General features: G+C 59.9%; 17 protein-coding genes. 16 read left to right on the top strand and 1 reads right to left on the bottom strand.

Going from position 1 to position 18,231, the window contains the following annotated elements:
* Positions 1-153 precede the first annotated feature (153 nt).
* From HG800_RS03075 to egtD, 9 genes are all read left to right on the top strand, one after another.
* Positions 154-1,260, top strand: a complete 1,107-nt coding sequence (locus tag HG800_RS03075; RefSeq protein WP_152053619.1) for a DUF444 family protein — start codon at positions 154-156, stop codon at positions 1,258-1,260.
* Between the two features lie 171 nt (positions 1,261-1,431).
* The gene (locus HG800_RS03070) at positions 1,432-2,982 is read left to right on the top strand and encodes a SpoVR family protein (protein WP_169973670.1); all 1,551 of its coding nucleotides are present in this window, start codon (positions 1,432-1,434) and stop codon (positions 2,980-2,982) included.
* Entirely contained in the window at positions 2,948-3,433 is a 486-nt protein-coding gene (locus HG800_RS03065) for a hypothetical protein (RefSeq protein ID WP_169973668.1), read from the top strand. Before HG800_RS03070 ends, HG800_RS03065 begins: the two co-directional genes overlap by 35 nt.
* Before the next feature lie 171 nt (positions 3,434-3,604).
* On the top strand, positions 3,605-4,150 hold the full coding sequence (locus HG800_RS03060; protein ID WP_152053622.1) for an inorganic diphosphatase: 546 nt from the start codon (positions 3,605-3,607) through the stop codon (positions 4,148-4,150).
* Positions 4,150-5,064, top strand: coding sequence for an SDR family oxidoreductase (locus tag HG800_RS03055; RefSeq protein ID WP_169973666.1), 915 nt, complete (start codon positions 4,150-4,152; stop codon positions 5,062-5,064). Before HG800_RS03060 ends, HG800_RS03055 begins: the two co-directional genes overlap by 1 nt.
* Positions 5,065-5,181: 117 nt before the next feature.
* Complete coding sequence (locus tag HG800_RS03050; protein WP_169973664.1) at positions 5,182-5,904, top strand: CvpA family protein; 723 nt, start codon at positions 5,182-5,184, stop codon at positions 5,902-5,904.
* On the top strand, positions 5,882-6,100 hold the full coding sequence (locus HG800_RS03045) for an RNA-binding S4 domain-containing protein (protein ID WP_169973662.1): 219 nt from the start codon (positions 5,882-5,884) through the stop codon (positions 6,098-6,100). Before HG800_RS03050 ends, HG800_RS03045 begins: the two co-directional genes overlap by 23 nt.
* Positions 6,101-6,234: 134 nt before the next feature.
* Positions 6,235-7,623, top strand: a complete 1,389-nt coding sequence (locus HG800_RS03040) for a 6-phosphofructokinase (RefSeq protein ID WP_169973660.1) — start codon at positions 6,235-6,237, stop codon at positions 7,621-7,623.
* Positions 7,624-7,964: 341 nt separating this feature from the next.
* Entirely contained in the window at positions 7,965-8,972 is a 1,008-nt protein-coding gene (gene egtD / locus HG800_RS03035) for an L-histidine N(alpha)-methyltransferase (protein ID WP_169973658.1), read from the top strand.
* 115 nt (positions 8,973-9,087) lie between these two features.
* Here the strand turns inward: egtD and egtB are convergent, their stop codons facing one another.
* Positions 9,088-10,395: an ergothioneine biosynthesis protein EgtB gene (egtB, locus tag HG800_RS03030; RefSeq protein WP_182830346.1), complete on the bottom strand. Its 1,308-nt coding sequence runs from the start codon at positions 10,393-10,395 to the stop codon at positions 9,088-9,090.
* Between the two features lie 663 nt (positions 10,396-11,058).
* Here egtB and HG800_RS03025 point away from each other — a divergent pair.
* The 7 genes from HG800_RS03025 (at position 11,059) to HG800_RS02995 (ending at position 18,127) form a co-directional block, all read left to right on the top strand.
* Positions 11,059-12,600, top strand: coding sequence for a hypothetical protein (locus HG800_RS03025; RefSeq protein ID WP_169973656.1), 1,542 nt, complete (start codon positions 11,059-11,061; stop codon positions 12,598-12,600).
* Between the two features lie 80 nt (positions 12,601-12,680).
* Positions 12,681-14,306, top strand: a complete 1,626-nt coding sequence (locus HG800_RS03020) for a hypothetical protein (protein WP_169973654.1) — start codon at positions 12,681-12,683, stop codon at positions 14,304-14,306.
* A 283-nt stretch (positions 14,307-14,589) separates the two neighbouring features.
* Positions 14,590-15,219 (top strand): hypothetical protein, encoded by a 630-nt coding sequence (locus HG800_RS03015; RefSeq protein ID WP_169973652.1) that lies wholly within the window; start codon positions 14,590-14,592, stop codon positions 15,217-15,219.
* Positions 15,220-15,292: 73 nt separating this feature from the next.
* Positions 15,293-16,435, top strand: coding sequence for an SU10 major capsid protein (locus HG800_RS03010; protein ID WP_169973650.1), 1,143 nt, complete (start codon positions 15,293-15,295; stop codon positions 16,433-16,435).
* A gap of 104 nt (positions 16,436-16,539) precedes the next feature.
* Complete coding sequence (locus tag HG800_RS03005) at positions 16,540-16,911, top strand: hypothetical protein (RefSeq protein ID WP_169973648.1); 372 nt, start codon at positions 16,540-16,542, stop codon at positions 16,909-16,911.
* Positions 16,908-17,564: a hypothetical protein gene (locus HG800_RS03000; protein WP_169973646.1), complete on the top strand. Its 657-nt coding sequence runs from the start codon at positions 16,908-16,910 to the stop codon at positions 17,562-17,564. The genes HG800_RS03005 and HG800_RS03000 overlap by 4 nt, the downstream gene beginning before the upstream one ends.
* 113 nt (positions 17,565-17,677) lie before the next feature.
* Positions 17,678-18,127 carry a hypothetical protein gene (locus HG800_RS02995; RefSeq protein ID WP_169973644.1) on the top strand — a complete coding sequence of 150 codons (450 nt, stop codon included), beginning with the start codon at positions 17,678-17,680 and terminating at the stop codon, positions 18,125-18,127.
* Positions 18,128-18,231 lie beyond the last annotated feature (104 nt).

Raw genomic sequence — 18,231 nt, 5'->3', positions numbered from 1 at the left:
ATCGATCGGCGGTGGACGTTAGCTCCCCGGTTCTTTCGCATCGAGCAGGCAGGGCGGGTTGTCCCGGCGAGGGATGGCTCTTGCCGCGCCGACGGGCGTCGTCGCGCCGGCGTTCGACCCACCCGATCTCTACAGTGGCGAGGGGCGTGGGCCTTGGTACGGAAAATCGAGCGGGACCAGAACCGCTTCCGACAGATTGTCCGCGGCAAGATCAAGGCGGACCTGAAGAAGTACATCACTCACGGCGAGATGATCGGCAAGACCGGCGGCGAGTTGGTCTCGATCCCGATGCCGTCGATTGACCTGCCCGAATTCCGCTACGGCCCGAAGGGGTCCGGCGGGGTCGGCCAGGGTCCCGGCGACGTCGGCCAGCCGATCGGTCGATCCGGAGACGGCGAGGAAGGGGCTGGCCAAGCAGGCGACAGCCCCGGCCAGCACATCCTCGAAGTCGAGCTGACCATGGACGAGCTGGCCGAGATCCTCGGCGAGGAACTGGAGCTTCCCCGCATCCAGCCCAAAGGGCAAGCCAACATCATCGAGGAGAAGGATCGCTACACCGGCATCCGGCAAGCCGGCCCCGAGAGCCTTCGACACTTCAAGCGGACCTACAAGAAAGCCCTGAAGCGACAAATCGCCTCGAACACCTACAACCCGGACGATCCGATCGTCATTCCGGTTCGAGAAGACAAGCTCTACCGATCCTGGAACCCGATCTACTTGCCACAAACTAACGCCGTCGTCCTCTACCTGATGGACGTCTCTGGCAGCATGACGGACGACCAGAAGGAGATTGTCCGGATCGAAGCGTTCTGGATCGACACCTGGCTCCGAAGCCAGTACGACGGCGTGACCACCCGCTACATCATCCACGACGCGGGGGCCAAGGAGGTCGACGAGCACACCTTCTACCACACGAGAGAGTCAGGCGGTACGCGAATCAGCTCGGCCTACCGACTGGCCCACAAGATCATCGAGGCCGACCACCCGCCGGCCGACTGGAATATCTATGTCCTGCACTTCTCCGACGGGGACAACTGGGGAGAAGACAATCGTCATTGCGTGGAGCTTTTGCGCAAGGGTCTGCTTCCGAAGTGCAACCTCTTTGGCTACGGCCAGGTTGAGAGTCCCTACGGTTCGGGCGAGTTCATTCGGGAGCTGGAAGACGCCTTTGAGAACGAGCCGAACCTGGCCCTCTCGGAGATTCGAGACAAGGAAGGAATCTACGACTCGATCAAGGAGTTCCTCGGTCGTGGCCGTTGATCACTCGACTTGCCTGGGGTTCGGCACTCGAACCCGGTCGTGACACTCAGCCTCGGATTGGATCATTCTGCAACGGTTTGCCTCCAGAGGAAGCGAAGACCTTGATGTCCGGATCGGCCTTGCCACCGGATGCCGATCTAGACTGGAACGTCTCGCGGAGCACGACTCATCATGTCTTTCGTCAGCACCCAGCACGACTTGCCGGCGGACCTCCGGGCCTTACAGGTGGAGATCGAAGAGCACGCCCGTTCCTTCGGGCTCGATTTCTACGACACGATCTTCGAGGTTCTTGACTACGACGAGCTTTCCGAGATCGCCGCGTTGGGAGGGTTCCCGACCCGATACCCGCACTGGCGATTCGGCATGGAATATGAGCAGCTCTCCAAAGGCTATCGCTACGGATTGCAGAAGATCTATGAAATGGTCATCAACAACGACCCGTGCTATGCCTACCTGCTACGCTGCAATATGCCCGTCGATCAGAAGCTCGTGATGGCTCATGTCTACGGACATAACGACTTTTTCAAAAATAACATCTGCTTCGCACCGACAAATCGCAAGATGATGGACGAGATGGCCAATCACGGCAATCGCATTCGGTCGTTCATGGAACGATTCGGAGAGGAAACCGTCGAAAACTTCATCGACAGTTGCCTTTGTCTCGATAGCCTGATCGACATTCATTCCCCGTTCATCAAGCGACGCGACGCGCCGAATCGTTACGACTTCTCGAACGAGGCCGATCAGACGCCGCCCTCAGACAAGTTCCGCAGCAAGGATTACATGGACAGCTTCGTCAACCCGCCGGAGGCCCTCAAGGAGGTCGCCCGGCAGCGCGAGGCGGAAAATGCCAAGGCCCGACGATTCCCGGAGCAACCGGAACGAGACATCCTGCTCTTTCTCCTTGAGCACGCCCCCTTGACGGCCTGGCAGCAAGATGTGCTGGCAATCATCCGGGAGGAAGCGTATTACTTCGCCCCCCAGGGTCAGACGAAGATCATGAACGAGGGCTGGGCCTCCTACTGGCACTCGACCATGATGACCACCCGCTTGCTCGACGGCTCGGAACTGGTCGACTACGCCGACCACCACTCCGGCACGATGGCTACCCAGCCCGGACGCCTCAACCCGTACAAGCTGGGGATCGAACTGTTACGCGACATCGAAGAACGCTGGGATAAAGGTCAGTTCGGCCCTGAGTATGACGCCTGCGACGATTACGAAACGCGGCGGACGTGGAATACCGGGGCCGGCCTGGGCCGACAAAAGATCTTCGAGGTGCGGCGGATTCATAGCGACGTGACGTTCATCGACACCTTCCTGACGCCCGACTTTTGCCGAAGGCAACAGATGTTTAGCTTCCGGCACAACGATCAGGCCGAGTTGTATGAAATCGAGAGCCGAGAGTTCAAGAAGATCAAGGAGCGATTGCTCTTTGGCCTGACCAATTTTGGTCGACCGATCATCCGCATCAAGGACGGGAACTATCGGAACCGAGGTGAACTGTACCTGGAGCAAGAGTATTTCGGCGTTGACCTGAAGCTCGACCATGCCCAGGACACGCTCCGGCATTTGCATCGCCTCTGGACGCGTCCAGTCCAGCTGGAGACCTGCGTTGAGGGGCGTCCCACCCTTCTCTCTTTCGACGGGACGGATCACACGATCCGGCCCCTGGGAGGCCAGTCCCATGAGCCTGAGCACCGCGATCGCCGCCGAGCTTGATGCTCGCCCCGACCAGCCCGGCATCGTCTCGGCCCAGGACGGGCCAGATTCGCTGGCGCTGCACGTCCTGTCCAATACACCGGTCGGTGTGAACCTGGAACACCTCGACTTTGCTGTCATCGACCCGAACCAACCCGAGTGGACCATTGACGAGCTGCGAGCCTGGGGAGACCGCCTCGCCCAGAACGTCACCTATCTGATGGAGCCCCTGGTCGTCATCGAGGTGGACGCCCAGGGAGGTGAAGTCGAGTTACGTAGCCAATCTCCAACGCCGAGGGGGCAGTTACGCTCTTACTACGAAGTTCGGCTGAACAAGACCGGGACCCTTCGGATCGATCGCCTTTCCTTCGACGCCCAGACCCGAAAACGGCAGGCAAGCCCCTTCCAGCTCACCCGGGAAGTCCTCGAGCGTCTGGCCGACGATCTGGTAGAGACTGCGCACAAACGTTGACCCGAGCCCACATCCCTCAACAACGATTTCCGAGGATTCGAGGAGGCGATCGGCAGACATCGGTCTTCGGACGGCTCGCTTAGGTCGAGCTTCCTGGTATGATGGGCTCGATTCGGTCGGGCCGAAGGTGCCCGACCACTTCGGCTCGACCCTCGGAGGCCCTTCTCGCCGATGCTCCACCCCTGGCACGACGTGACCCCAGGCGAAGATCTGCCCATGGTCTTCAACGCCATCGTCGAGATTCCGACGGGGGCGAACATCAAATACGAACTGGACAAGCGCACGGGCTTGCTCCGCATGGACCGGGTGCTTTACTCGGCCGTCTATTATCCCGCGAATTATGGCTTCATCCCCCAAACGTACGCCGAGGATGACGATCCGCTCGACGTCCTGGTGCTCTGCCAGGAGTCTCTGGCGCCGATGACCCTGGTCACCGCCCGAGCCATCGGATTAATGACGATGATCGATTCGGGCAAGAAAGATCACAAGATTCTTGCCGTGGCCGTCGGAGATCCTGAATTCAATAGCTTCCGAGAGGCCGATGAACTGCCTCCCCACCGGCTTCAGATGCTCCGTCGGTTCTTCCAGGACTACAAGTACCTGGAGGGCAAAGCTGTCGAGGTCGATGAATTTCAGCCGGCGGCGACCACTTCTCCCATCATCGAGGACTCGCTCCAGCGTTATAGCTTCCTGCGACGCAAAGGGTTCCGATCGTAATGAAGGCGATTGTCATTGGCGGCTCGGGTCAGATCGGCGGCTGGCTGCTCCGGCACCTGGCCGATCGCGGCAGCGATGCGGTGGGCACCTTTGCCACGGTCGCCTACCCGGGCCTCTACCCGCTGAAGGCCTCGGACCGAGAGGCGGCGGCGTCTTGGCTCCGCCAACAGGCTCCGGATGTCGTCTTCTACCCGGCCGGGTTTACCTGGGTTGATGGTTGCGAACACGACCCGGCCACGGCCCGGGCGTCGAACCTGGAAGAACCGCTCAATCTGGCTCGGGTCACGGCGGATATTGGGGGCCGGTTCGTCTACTTTTCCACGGATTACGTTTTCCGAGGCGTCAACGGGCCGGATTCCGAGGAATCTCCCCCCGATCCTCCCAACGTCTACGGCACAGCCAAGCTTGACGCAGAACGTGCGATTGCCGGGGAACTGGGAGATCGCGCCCTCATCGTCCGGACCAGTTGGGTCTACGGGCCGGAACGGCAGGGGAAGAACTTCGCCTATCAGGTCATCCGACGTCTGATTGCGGGCGAGCCCGTGATGGTTCCCTCGGATCAGCGATCCAGCCCAAGCTACGGCCCTGACGTTGCACTGGCCGCGATTCGACTGGTCGAGGATGGTCACTCTGGCCTCTTCCATGTGGCTGGGCCCGAGGTTCTCAGCCGCCCCGACTTCGCCAGGGCAATTGCCAAGGGGTTTGGATTCGACCTGGAGCCGATTGGCTCCAAGCCCACCGCGGAGTTGGGTCAAGGTGCCCCGCGCCCCTTGCAAGGAGGGCTGTTGACCCCTCGACTCGATGCGGTCCTCCCCGGCCTGATGCGTCCCGTCTCGACCTCCATCGACGATTTTCTTCGACGCCTCAACCACGATGACGGCTGGAACGATCCGAGAGTCATTTCCTCGGCGTGACCAAGTATCCTCCTACTCCTCGATCGCAAGCTTGCCTTCCTCCCTGGGCACCTCCCGGATAGGATAACGCCTGAGGGCGAAGAAATTCGATCGGAAACCGGAGCACGGAGGGTCCGGATGACGCCTTACGATATGGCCATGGTGGCGGTGATCGTCGCTGGGATGATCTGGGGAGCCTGGCGAGGGATTACCTGGCAACTGGCAAGCATCCTCTCCCTTGGGCTCGGCTATGCGGTCGCCGTGCCCGTGTCGGCGCAACTTGCCCCTCAGTTTCCAGGGCAACCGATTGTTGCTCGGGCGCTGGCGATGCTCGTGCTTTACGTCGCGGTTTCGGCCGGCGTGTTTGGAGTCGCCTGGTCAATCCGGGCGACCTTAAGGCGTTTGAAATTTGAAGCGTACGACCGACATCTCGGCATGCTGCTTGGAGGAATCGAGGGGGCGATTCTTGGGATCGTGGCAACGGTCTTTGTCGTCAGCCTCGCCCCGCAGAGCCGGACTCCGATATTGACCAGTCGCGCTGGCCAGGCAGTCGACCACACCTTGAAACTTGCCCAACCAGCCCTACCAGACGAACTCCGGACCATCCTTCAACCCTATTGGGATGCGCTCGACCGTGGAACCCCTCAGGATGTGATGCCGAACTGGGAGATGGCAACTGACGCCTCTCAAGATCAACCCGGTCGTGAGGTCCTGCGTCTTGATCCCAAGAGTGATCCGGACCTGCTGCGGAGCATGTTCGATCGGGCCGGAGCAGAAGCCGGGAAGGCATTCGCCGATCAGTTGCAAGGCGACTGGAGTGGAGCATCGGGCCCTAGCCATGAACGAAATCCCCGTCGGTGATCGACCGATCAACCTGACTCAGGTCCTCAAGCGTATCGGTTGGGTCGACAACGGCGGTCAGGCCAAGGCCCTGATCGCCGAGGGCCTGGTTCGAGTCAATGGCGAGGTCGAATTCCGCAAACGTCGCCAGATGGTGGTCGGCGACTCGGTCCAGCTCGACATTGATGAGCCCCCCCCACCGATTCGCCTGGTCTGACCGCGTCGAGTCCTCGTCGCAACTCGCCTCGATGGCGACCTATTTGCTCGCTTGCCGATCACGTCGGCCCGCGGATCCTTCTCCCGCCAGCGGGTCAGGTTTCACCCACTGTCACGCCGACCGGAGCAGGAATCATGAAACGCATCGGGATCTTGACCGCGGGAGGGGATACCCCTGCCCTCAATGCGACGATTGCAGGTGCGGTGACCCGCGCCAATCAACTCCGCATCGAAATCTTTGGGTTGATCAAAGGCTATGGGGGCCTGCTCAACCCTGAAGTACCCCACGTTCACCTCAATCCTTTGTTCCAGAGCATTCCGGAACTGGACCCGGCTCGGGGAGGCACGATTCTTGGGGCATCGCGCGATTACGTCTCGGCCAACGATCGGGTGATGATCGAGCGTGTCGTCCACCGCCTGAATCGCCTCGGGATCGAAGGGCTCGTCTGCATCGGCGGTGATGGCACGCTCAACGGCATGCAAGCCCTTTGCGACTACCTTCCCGTGGTCCTGGCACCGAAGACGATCGACAACGACCTCGGTCTGAACTACCCGGACGAACCGTACGAATTTGTTCGGGAGCCCGACCCCAACAACGCCGTCGGGTTCCGTTACTCGAAGCAGCCGGGGCGCCCCTTTGAGTTAGAGGAGATGGTCAACTTTGCCACGCCAGGCTACGCCACCTCTGTCTTCGTCTCGGTTCAGAACGTGCTCCGGATCCGAACCACCGCCGAAAGCCACCGACGCATCGCGATCATCGAAGTCATGGGCCGGGATTGTGGCATGATCGCCCTCGGAACCGCCTTTGGCCAGCCAGACATGATCCTGGTCCCCGAGGTTGCCGTCGATCCCGAAGCCGTGGTGGCCCGCGTCACCGAGATCCTCGATCGTCAGAAACACGCCTTGATCTGCGTTTCCGAAGGCATCAAGGACGCACAGGGAAACAATTTTGGAGCCGTCCGCCAGGTGAAAGACCCGGCAGGCAACCTGCAGTACTCAGGAGCAGCCGAGGCCGTCAAGCAGATCCTCGTCGATCATCTGGGAGACGCTTTCTTCACCCGAAAGCGTCGCAACGAAAGCGCCGATGCGGCGATTTTCTGCCGGAAAATCGGCCACACCCAGCGCGGTGGGCGACCGATCCTCTTTGATCGCTTTCAGGCGTCGCAACTCGGCGGTGAAGCCGTCGATCTTCTCGTCGACGGCCGCCATAACCATATTGCCACCCTCCAATATCGCAACGGAGGCTTCGTTCATGAAGGAATCGACGCGAACCGCCTTCGAGATCGTTGGGGAGTAATCCACGCTCGGCCCCTCTCCGGATGCTTTTACGACGAAAAACGATTCCAGCCCTCGGCCAAAGGGGTCTCCTATCTTCAGGCCATTTTCTCCGAAGCGCTCGGTTCCGAAGACCTGGAAAGTCAGCGTCCCCTGTTCGACTCCGGGCACCTGGTTCGCCCTTACGATTCGGTCAACTTCCACATCAGTAAACGCATCCGGCGCCTGGATCCTGATGTCGAGAGATGACACGTTGAGTACGCGCTCCGATGCGTCTTTGCTCTCTTGCACACGCAAATACAGATCAGTCAATTGTTCGATTCTTTAACCGAACACTTGCCGCCTGCAGATTGATTGCTTAGGTTTGAGAGAGCCATGCGATCAAGCGCGATCCCCAATGTCGAGTGATCTTGGGTCTCACTCGGGTTGTAGCTCGGTGCTTCCTCGGAGCACGACCATACCACTAGGTGGCGACTTCACTTGGCATCATGATCCGCTTGAAGGTCTCGTGAACCAATGGAAATTGGTTCGACAATCTGTCCGCCGATCACATCGCTGACGAACGATTGCAACGTTCTTCGAGGTTCATTTTGTCGATTCAGACTTCTCATCCGAAGCAACACCGCCTGGAAATGATCCGCGTCAAACCCTCGGAACTGTTCGAATCCGAGACGCTCCAAGCAACGGTGAAACGCGGCTTGACACATCAACCCAAATATTTACTCTGCCGTTTCATCTATGACGCGATCGGTTCGGAGTTGTTCGAACAGATCTGCGATCAACCGGAGTATTACCTGACTCGTACCGAGGACGCGATTCTTCGCGACCACGCCGACGACATGGTCGATGGTTGGGCCCAAGCCCCGATCATGATCGAGTTGGGCAGTGGCAGTTCGACGAAAACGCGTCGCTTGATCGAGGCTGCTCTCGATCGCTACGAGTCCCTTCATTACGTCCCGATCGACATTTCGGAAACGATTCTGGAAGAATCGGCTCGGAACCTGATTCGCGACTATTCCTCGTTGAAAGTCACAGGGATCGCGTCGGACTATGACACCGCGTTGCGAGTCGTGGCTGATCGCATGAAAGGGCCGAAACTTCTCGTTTTCCTTGGCTCAAGCCTCGGAAACTTCGACGACGGTGATGCCGTCAGACTTCTGCAACGGATTCAGGGAACCCTTTCGACTGATGACCGATTTCTTTTCGGTACAGATCTGGTCAAGGATGCGAAGGTTCTGGAGGCCGCCTATGACGATTCCGCAGGCGTGACCGCTCGATTCGGAAAAAACATCCTTACTCGGATCAACAGGGAACTGGGGGGGAACTTCGATCTCAATCAGTTCCGATATGAGGCTCGGTTTTCTCCGGAACATCATCGTGTTGAAATGCGACTGATCAGTGAGCAGGAACAAATCGTGACCATTCCGGGAGTCGATCTGACCGTTTCGTTCAGCGCGGGCGAATCCATTCATATCGAAAATTCGCACAAATACACACCCACAATTCTTGATCAATTTGCCAAGCAATCTGGCTTTGTCGAGGAACGCTCATGGACGGATCCGGATCAATTTTTCCGAGTCCAGCGTTGGCACGTCTGATTTGCGCTTTGCAGTAATTGACGTTTGAGAAAGGACGGGCGATCGGGGCTCGTCCTTTCTCAGTTCGTGCCCATGCTCACAGCCCAGGCATTGAAAACTGGGCGATCAGGACGAATCAGAGAGACTGGGCGAGTCGGATTCCAGAAAACTGCCAACGAGCATCCGCATAAAAAAAGTTGCGATAGGTTGGTCGAAGATGACCTCGAGGAGAGGCACAGGATCCTCCCCTCAAAACATGCTGATTGCACATAAACTTGCCGTTATATTCTCCGACGGCTCCTGAGGCGGGTTGGAATCCGGGGTAAGGAAGGTATGCGCTCGCAGTCCACTCCCAGACATCGCCGAAAATTTGAAGCGGTTCAATGTCTGTTCCGGCAACGGCTGGAGTGGGATGGTATCGGCTCGATTCCAGAAAATTTCCGGTAATCGAAACATCTGCTGCGGTTTCCCATTCGGCCTCGGTGGGCAACCGAGCTCCAGACCAGCGGGCGAAGGCATCCGCCTCGTAGTAACTGACGTGACAGACAGGTTCAGCCAGATTGACCGGCTGCATTCCCGCAAGCGAGAAGGTCCACCACTGGTCTCCTTGACGCTCCCAGTAAAGTGGGGCATCCCACCCCTGGCTCTGAACGGTGGACCAGCCATCCGATAGCCAGGCATCAGGCCGGGAGTAACCGCCATCCTCGATGAATTCAAGGTACTCCCCGTTCGTGACCGGGCGGGACGCGATGCGGAAACCGTCGACAAATTCCCGGTGCCTGGGTCCTTCATTATCGTAAGCAAATCCCTCGCCTTCAAAGCCAACCCATCGAACCCCTTCCGGGTAGGCCAACCAGCGCATGGGGAGAGCCGATTCAACCGGCTCTGCATTTCGGTGTTTGAAAACCGGGTGAAGCGGATTGTGCCAGAGTGCGTGTTTCACATCGGTCAGCAGGAGTTCTTGATGTTGCTGTTCGTGGTTCAGGCCAAGCGTCAGCAACGAGACCATGCGTTGAATCAGATCCGGTTCAGCTCCGCCCAAGAACTCATTCATTCGTTGATCGACGGCCATTCGATAGTCGAATACCTCCTGGACCGTCGGGCGGGTGATGAGTCCTCGCTGTGACCGGGAAAGCCGCTGGCCAACCGCGTTGTAATAAGAATTAAACAAATATGAAAACTGAGGGTGATAAACGCGATAGCCTGGGACAAACGCGGAGAGGATGAATTCCTCAAAGAACCAGGTCGTGTGTGCCAGATGCCATTTGACAGGGCTGGCGTCCGGCATCGACTGGACCACGAAGTCCTCAGGCTCCAACGGATCACAGAGGGCAATCGAGGTTTGTCGAACTGCGTTGAAGTCTCGGACCAAGACGCTGAAGGAAGCAAGGTCGTCGGTCGAGCCGCCAGGTGCCGGAACCGGGGTGCGAGGAGATGACATCATTGCGGAACTCCGGATGGCTGACCTTCGAGGAGAGTCTCCCGACCTGTTCTAGAGCCGCCCGCCGGAGGCGTCAAGCCGTCCACGTCCGACCAGTTGATCTGGCGCGACGCGGAAACTTGAGAAAGATTTTCGGAAAAACGCAATTAAGCCTGCCCTTTCTCACGATGATGAAGAATAGAACGCTACGACGGACGGACCAATCACGAGGGACAAGTCAGGTGGAAACGATTTCCTCGTTCAACAACAACTGACTCCCGCAACGATTGCTCGCTTCCGTTCGACGCCGATTGTCGAGCGGTGCCTCTGAGGAATCCGAGGGTGTGGGAACGATCACCGTCAATGCCACAACCGGGGGATCCCTCGCAGCTGATCAGATGTGTTCCTCGATTGCCGTGCAGATCACGTTCCGAAGGGTTATGGCGATTTTGACACGGCCCCATTCACGAACCAGGCGAGACGCCGCAACCACGATCGCTCGAAGGTCGACCTCCGATCCTCGACCTGTCAGGTTCAGAGAAACTCAACCATCGTTTCTGGAAACCAACGTGTACGACACCAAGAACGATTTCTCCGGCCCGTCTCTGATGAGTTGGGCCGCGTCCACGATGCCCTATCGGTCACCTCCTGCTGAGGAGACGGTGCCGGTTCGGCCAAGGTCCGACCATGCCGAAACGAACACGAGATGTCCCCGACTCGCTCGCCATCGGGCTTGAGTCGCGTCCCGACTCTGAGCGGAGCTTGCGGCGATGGGTTCGAACCTACGCCGGCCTCCGCATCCCGCACCGAGCGGTGTGCCGCGGGCATCAGTCACCCTGGCGATTTTTCGCCGATGTCTTCCTGAAGCGGCCTCCCGTGGCGCTGGTTCTTGGACCGAGAGGAGGTGGCAAATCGTACCTCTCTGCCCTTGAAACCCACCTGACCAGTCGGTTCGATCCCAACCACGGTACCAGGCTCCTGGGAGGAAGTCTCGCTCAGTCGCAGCAGGCTCACGAAGCCCTGGCTCAGTTGGCCCGAGACGACCCGGCCCTGGAAAAATTGACCGAATCCAGGGCGATCTATGTCAACGGTGCCGAGGTCCGCGTGCTGGCCGCTTCACCCACCAGTGTCCGAGGTCCGCATGTGCCCAGCCTGAAGCTCGACGAGGTCGATGAGATCGATCCCGACTGCAGAGATGCCGCGCTGGGCATGTGCATGAACCGAGGGAAAATGTCTGCATCAGTCCTGATGACCTCAACCTGGCACCGCGTCGATGGGCCGATGTCGAAACTCATCGAGCGAGCACGAGCCGGGGAATTCCCCTTCTATTCCTTCTGCATCTTCGAGGTCTTGCAACGCTGTCCCGAGGAACGAAGCGGCGAAAAGCTGGAAAAATGCCCCGAATGCCCGCTCGTCTCCTGGTGCCACGAAGACCGAGACGACGACCCGCTTAACCGCCCCAAAGCCAAAAGAGCGACCGGCCATTACGGCATCGATTCCTTGATTCAGAAGGCCCGAGTGGTCAGCCATCGAACCTTCGAAGCCGACTACCTCTGCCGCGGCCCCAAGGCCGATGGCCTCTGGTTCGCCGAGTTTGATCCCGTGGTCAATGTCTGCAAGTCGGCCGAATACGACCCAAGCTGGCCCGTCCATCTGGCCGTCGATTCAGGAGTGTACACCGGAGCCGTCTTTTTCCAGGTCGTCCCAAAACCGACCCCCACCGGCATGGTCGACGAGGTGCACGTGTTCGCCGAATACCTTCAAGACAACACCCCTGCCGAGCACGACGCGAGGGCCATCCTCGAAGTGGCCCGACAGCACTGCAACGGCCGAATCGCCATCGCCTCGACCGATCCGGCAGGCAACTCCCGGACACCCATCGGCCCGACGGTCCTGGGTGAATACGAACGAGGAGGCCTGAAAAACCTTCAGTGCTGGCCAAGCGGCGCCTCCGTGACCGACGGCCTGGCCCTGGTCGAATCGTTCCTCAGGCCAGCCGACGGGGGAACGCGATTGCTCGTGCACCCCCGTTGCGAAGACACGATCCGGGCCTTCCAGCATTACCGCCGGGCCAAGCGAAACGGCCAGTGGACCGATCAACCCGAAGACCCCCAGCACCCTCACGAGGATCTCCTTGATGCACTTCGAGGAGGGCTCCGGCTCCGATACCCCGAGGGCCGGTGCCCACCTCCGACGATGAACCGCATTCCCGCCCGCAACGTCTTCTGACGCGAGAACAACTCGATCACACAGGATGGAAACCCTGAATCGACTGACCACTATCCCGTTCGCTAGCCCCAAAGACTTCCATGATGCACAACCGCGAATCACTCGAACTGATCAGCCGCAGACACGTGGAGTGGCAAGAGCACCACCAGCGATGGCGCTGGCTGCTTGACTCGCTCGAAGGTGGCGAGCGCTACCGACACGCCGTCTATGGCTACGACCGACGCGGGTTGCCCGTTCGCAACCTGATTCGTCACAAACGTGAATATCCCGATCCGAGAGAAGCGAGTAATTTCGCTCCCATTCCGGGATCGGCCCCGTTCTCGCCACTCTCGGGCTTCGGAACCGATGCTGCCACTCTGGCTACCGACGACGATTACGAACTCCGACGCGCCCGGACTCCCGTTCCCACCTTCCTGGCCGAGGCCATCGAAACGCACCTGGCTCGCCTGTTTGCTCGTGAGGTCAAGCGTTCCGGACCAGGCGTTTTGCTGGACTGGTGGCAAGACGTGGATGGCTGCGGCACCACGATCGACCAGTGGATGGCCGAAACCGTCGCCCCGCTCCTGCTCACCCTTGGCCAGCTCGACATCTGCTTCGATCATCCCCCCGCCCCTGCGGGCGAGCCAATCGAAACCGGAGCCGATGTCGTTCGCCTCGGGCTCGACACCTGCGTGGCCTCCTGCATCTTGCCGGAGAACATGCTTTGGTGGCGGCTCGATGACCAGGGGAAACGCTACCTCGAATGCCTCGTGCTCGAACGCCACGATTCCGGTGACGAAATCATCACTTGCTATCGTCACTGGACGGCCGAGGGGTCAACGCTCTACACCGAGGACGGCGAAGTACTTGCCCAGACGCCACATACCTTCGGCCAGGTGCCGATCATCCGGCTCTTTGACCGACGCAAGCCCCGATGCCGCAACATCGGTCAATCACGATACGAAGGGATCGCCGAACGTCAGCGCGAATATTATAACCGCGACTCCGAGTTGATCCTCTCCGACACGACTCAGGCCCATCCCTTGCTCCAGGGACCTGAAGACTACGTTCAGCCGGACGGCTCCGTGCCGATCGGACCGGGATGGCTCTTGCCCAAGAAAAAGAACTCTCAGGGTGGCCAGACTACCTATGAAGGGTTCGACATCGTTGAATTCCCGAAGGATAGCGCGGAGTCGATCCGACGAAACAAGGCCGACCTTCGCGACGACGTCGACCGTGATGCCTCATTAATCCGTACTCCCGTTCGCGAGGCCGGTGCCCAGTCGGGCCTGGCCAAGATGCTCGATCAGGCCGACGGGAATAACCGTCTGGCCAAGATTGCCCGGGTCCTCGCTCAGGCCGAACGCGTGGTGGCCGAGTTCGCGCTGACGGTCCTGAGTGATGGCCCACCTTCGACCTCAGTGGTGGCCGCGATCCAGATCGTGTATCCCGCCGAGTTCGACCTCTACACCGCCGATGCGGTGGCACGGGCCACGGCCGATTTCCAGGCCCTCACCACCCGGGCTGGTGCCCTACCCACCTGCGAAGGATTGATGCTGGCCCGACTACTTCGCCTCTGCCTGCCTGGTCTCAGCGACCCCCAGTATGCCGAGTGCGAAGAGGAGATTGCCAACTACCTTGCCCGAAAAACTCAGGGGCAAGACGCAGGCATCCCCTACGACCAGATCGACCGCCGCGATGTCTTCCAGGACATCAACGTTCTCTAACTTATTTCATGTTTCACGATGGAGCCTCGAGGCAACCTTCCTTTGTGAAAGAACCGTTTTATTAACACAAATCGTCCGGATCATTCGACTCGTGCCAGAGCCGGAGCCGTTCCGGAACCTCGAAACGAGGGCAATGTCATGGCTCACGAGTTTGTCCCGCAACTGCTCACCGCTATGGTCGTCAGCCTTTTCCTGATGTCGACCCTGACTTCGCTGGTCATTCCCATGGTCTTCGGGTTCTTCGACCGCCGCCCCTGATTCTTTTGAACTTCGAGTATGGATCATGACGATGTATCGCATCCTGTTGAATCCAGACACCATCGACGAAGGGTCTCCTGCCGACGCTGAGATGGTCAGCATCTCAGCGTCAGAGCTGGAAGCCCTCCGGGCGGCCGCCGCGAGTGCGACGAAGATCTCCGAAGCAAAGGAACGCGCCGCCGAGCGATCTCTCGCAGACGATCGCCTGCGAGCGGAGGAAATCGGCCGCTGGTCGAAGAAGGCCGAAGACTGGGAACGAGCCTTCAAAGCCGCCACGAAGGAAAAAGAGCTGGCCACCGTCCTGGCCAGCCGCCCCCTGGTTCAGGGGGCCGCCCCTCAGCTCATCAAGCTCTGGCGAGACGAGCTGGAGGTCATCGACGAGGCCGGCCAATTCCGCGTTGCAACCCGCGATGGGCGTTCCGTCGCAGAAGCCGTCAACGCCTGGCTGGCCAGTTCCGAGTACGCCCACTTCTCCCGGCCTACGTCTCGGGGAGGGACCACGCCTCCCGGCGACTCCCGATCCACCTCGACCGCAACGGCCACCCCCCCACCGAAGAACCTGGGGGAAGCGGTCTTGATGCGATGGCGAGAAGCCCTCCAGGGTCATCGCCAAAACCCCGATGCTCCCATCGGGCTTGGACGCCGTCGCTTTTGAACGGATGATCCCCTGACCGTTTGTCCGATCGATTTCATGGTTTCCTTGAACTTCACTTGAGAAAGACAGACTCATGTCCACCACGTTCCTGCAAGGCATTCAGCGCGCGTCCGACCACCAGGCCCAGATCCGCAACGACGTTCACGTCGTCGCCACCAACTGGTTCGTCAATCGGTGTCCCCTCGTCACCCGATTGCCGCGCCTCCCGGTCGGCTCCACGACCTTTTCGATGGTCAACCGAGCCTTCCGCAAACGGCTGGCCACCGTTACTGCCACCGCAACGATCAGTGCCGAACTGTTCACGTTCGATGATGCCAGCTCCTTCATGATCGGAGACGTGCTGGAACTGCCTTCGGGCGAACGCATCGAAATTCTTGAGTTCCCGAACGGCTCCACCGTCACTGTCAAGGTCCGCCGAGCCGTCGAGGGAACCACCGCGGCCGCCGCGGCCATCGACGACGAGGTCCGACTGATCGGCAACAGCCGATCCGGCTCCGAGATCAATCAGAGCGCCGTTGCCCTGCAGCCGACCGGCATCGCTCAGTACTGCCAGACCTGGCAGCACCCGGTTCAGGTCGGCGGCTCGCTCCAATCGAGCCTCGGCTATCAGACCACTCCCGGCATCCAGACCCCCTTCGATCAGCACCGGATGGATGCCTTGCAGAACTTGCTCGATGACATGGAAGTCTCCTGCTACTACGGCCTTGGTGAATCTCCCACGGTCTCCGGCCGGCCCAAGCAGCGAGGATTGCGGGCCTTGCTCTCGACCAACCGCATCACCACGCCGACCAGTGGCAGCGGCTACAAGCCGAGCGACCTCGTCCGAGACACCCTGGAACGCTGCCGGGCCAATGGCGGCTCGCCCGACGTCCTGATCGTCTCGACCAACTTCATGACCGGCCTGGCCATCTGGGGACACGCCGCCCAGCGCATCGACGCCGGCGTCAACGTCTTCGGCTTGCCGATCGACGTCTTCGAAGCCCCCTTCCTCGGTGGCATCTCCCTCATCGAAGCCCCCCTGCTCCGACCCTTCACGGCGATTGCCCTGACCAGTTCTGAGGTCCGGCTCCGCATGAAGCGCAACGAGTATTGGAACCCCCGAGGCAGCCGCGGCGATGCCCTCGAAGGCGACTGGATCGCAGAAGGGGCCATCGAGGTCGAGAACGAGGCACACCACGCCTGGCTCGAAGGCATCACGGCCTTCTCGGCAAGCTGATGTCCAGCCCCTCCCGTTAGGAAACGCTTTCGCTGGGGACCCGATCGTCGGGTCCCCAGCATTCGCTCGCAACGCGAAGCCGCGATCACGCAAAGGACGCGATCATGACTCCATTCCAATTTCATTTCCGTGGCTATCCCGAATTCCTCGCCGCCGCCGCCAAGCACGCCGGCCGACCCGACCTCGCCGGTCCCGCCGGTCGGGTCGAGGCGTTGGCTGCCCTCTCAGTCCTTTGTTCCCAGGCGGTCGAAGCCGACCGCGATCGAGCCAAAGCCATCCTGCAGCAGGCGGCCGAGTTCCGCCACCAGCTCAAGATCTCATTCGAAGCCGCAGATGCCATGCTTCGAGCCGTGGCAACCGCCTGTGGCGCCGAATGTGTTCTTGGTGCTGCGACGGATTCGACCAAGAACTCCTCAGGGAAACGATCTCGACGCCGAAAACCGTCACCCGATTTGACTCCTCACGAGGCACCATGAACACCACGTACACCAACTACGCAAGCGACGAAGATGTCGCCTTGCTCTCACCATCCGACGTGGGTCCCCTGTTCCCAGACGATCAGCTCATCGCGGCTGGCACCGATGGAAGCTTCGACCCTTCGGATCGCTGGACACTTCATTCCAGCTCAGTCACGTTTACCGACTCGGGACTTTGCCCGGGTCATGTGGTTCGATTGATCGCCCCCGTCGAGCGGTTCCGATCGCCCGGGGCCCTCTTTGGGGTGGCCGAGGTCGCTGCCCATTCGGTCAAACTCCGCCGCCTCGGCATGGCGTCTGGACTGGGTGAACCGGTCGCGCCCCCCGAAGGATTGACCAATGTCTCGTTCCTGATCATGACCCTCGACCCTCAGATCAGTCAGGCAAGCCGAGAGGTTGACGCGTTACTCGGCATCCGAACCACCTCTCCTTCGCTTCCTGGCCTCGACGGGATCTCCCTGCGCGATGCCGTCGTCCGGTTGGTCTTGGCCCGTCGCTATGCGGCCATCACGCGAGACGGCGACACGGCCTTCGCAACCCGGGCCAGGCTTTTCGAAGCCAGCTTCGAACGATTGATGACGCGGTTGATCATCAGTGAAAACCTCATCCATCCCGATCGGATTCCTCGCCTCGGAACACGTCTGATCCGTTGATCCGAGCCGGGCACCTTCATCCTCCCCGCGTCGCAACCTTTCGTCTTGGCACGATCGTTTCCTGACCTGCCCGAGGCTCTACCTCGGGTAGGTCAAACCTTACAGGTTTACTCATGAGCGCAACCGACTGCGATGCTTACGACGCGATGATCTCGTGTCTGGCTGCAACCCGTCTCTTCGGCTCCCTCAGGCTCGACGACGTCGAGCGCAGCAATGAAGCGTCGATCGCCAGTCCCCTGGCAATCATTTCTCCCGGTTCCTGGACGGAATCAAGAACCGACGATCCCACCCGTCTGATCCGTCGCATCACCTATCGGGTCACCCTTCGCGTCCGAGGCGATGATCTCCGAACCAGGTTTCTCGAAACCGATCGCCTGGCTCACGAAGTGATCGCCCGGTTGAACGGGGCAAACTTCGGTGAAGGGTGTGTCCCGAGTCTCTCCACCATCCAGCGCGGCGAGTCGCGACTCTCGGCGGGCAACGGAGAAGCAATCTGTGAGTTGGTGGGAACATTTTCGTTCCTCGTTCCCGCGTCGTTCCCCTCCTCAATCACGACCACGTAATTCCGATTCTTTACAGAGTGAAGCCTCACCCAAACCGCGAACAGAACGAATCAAACATCTATTGATACGCTTGCAAATCTGCTGGGCAGTGGCATCGAACTGGG

It is taken from the genome of Tautonia rosea (genome assembly GCF_012958305.1).
GTDB lineage: Bacteria > Planctomycetota > Planctomycetia > Isosphaerales > Isosphaeraceae > Tautonia > Tautonia rosea.
Note: the sequence above shows the minus strand (reverse complement) of the source record. Positions and strands in the feature narration are given on the sequence as shown.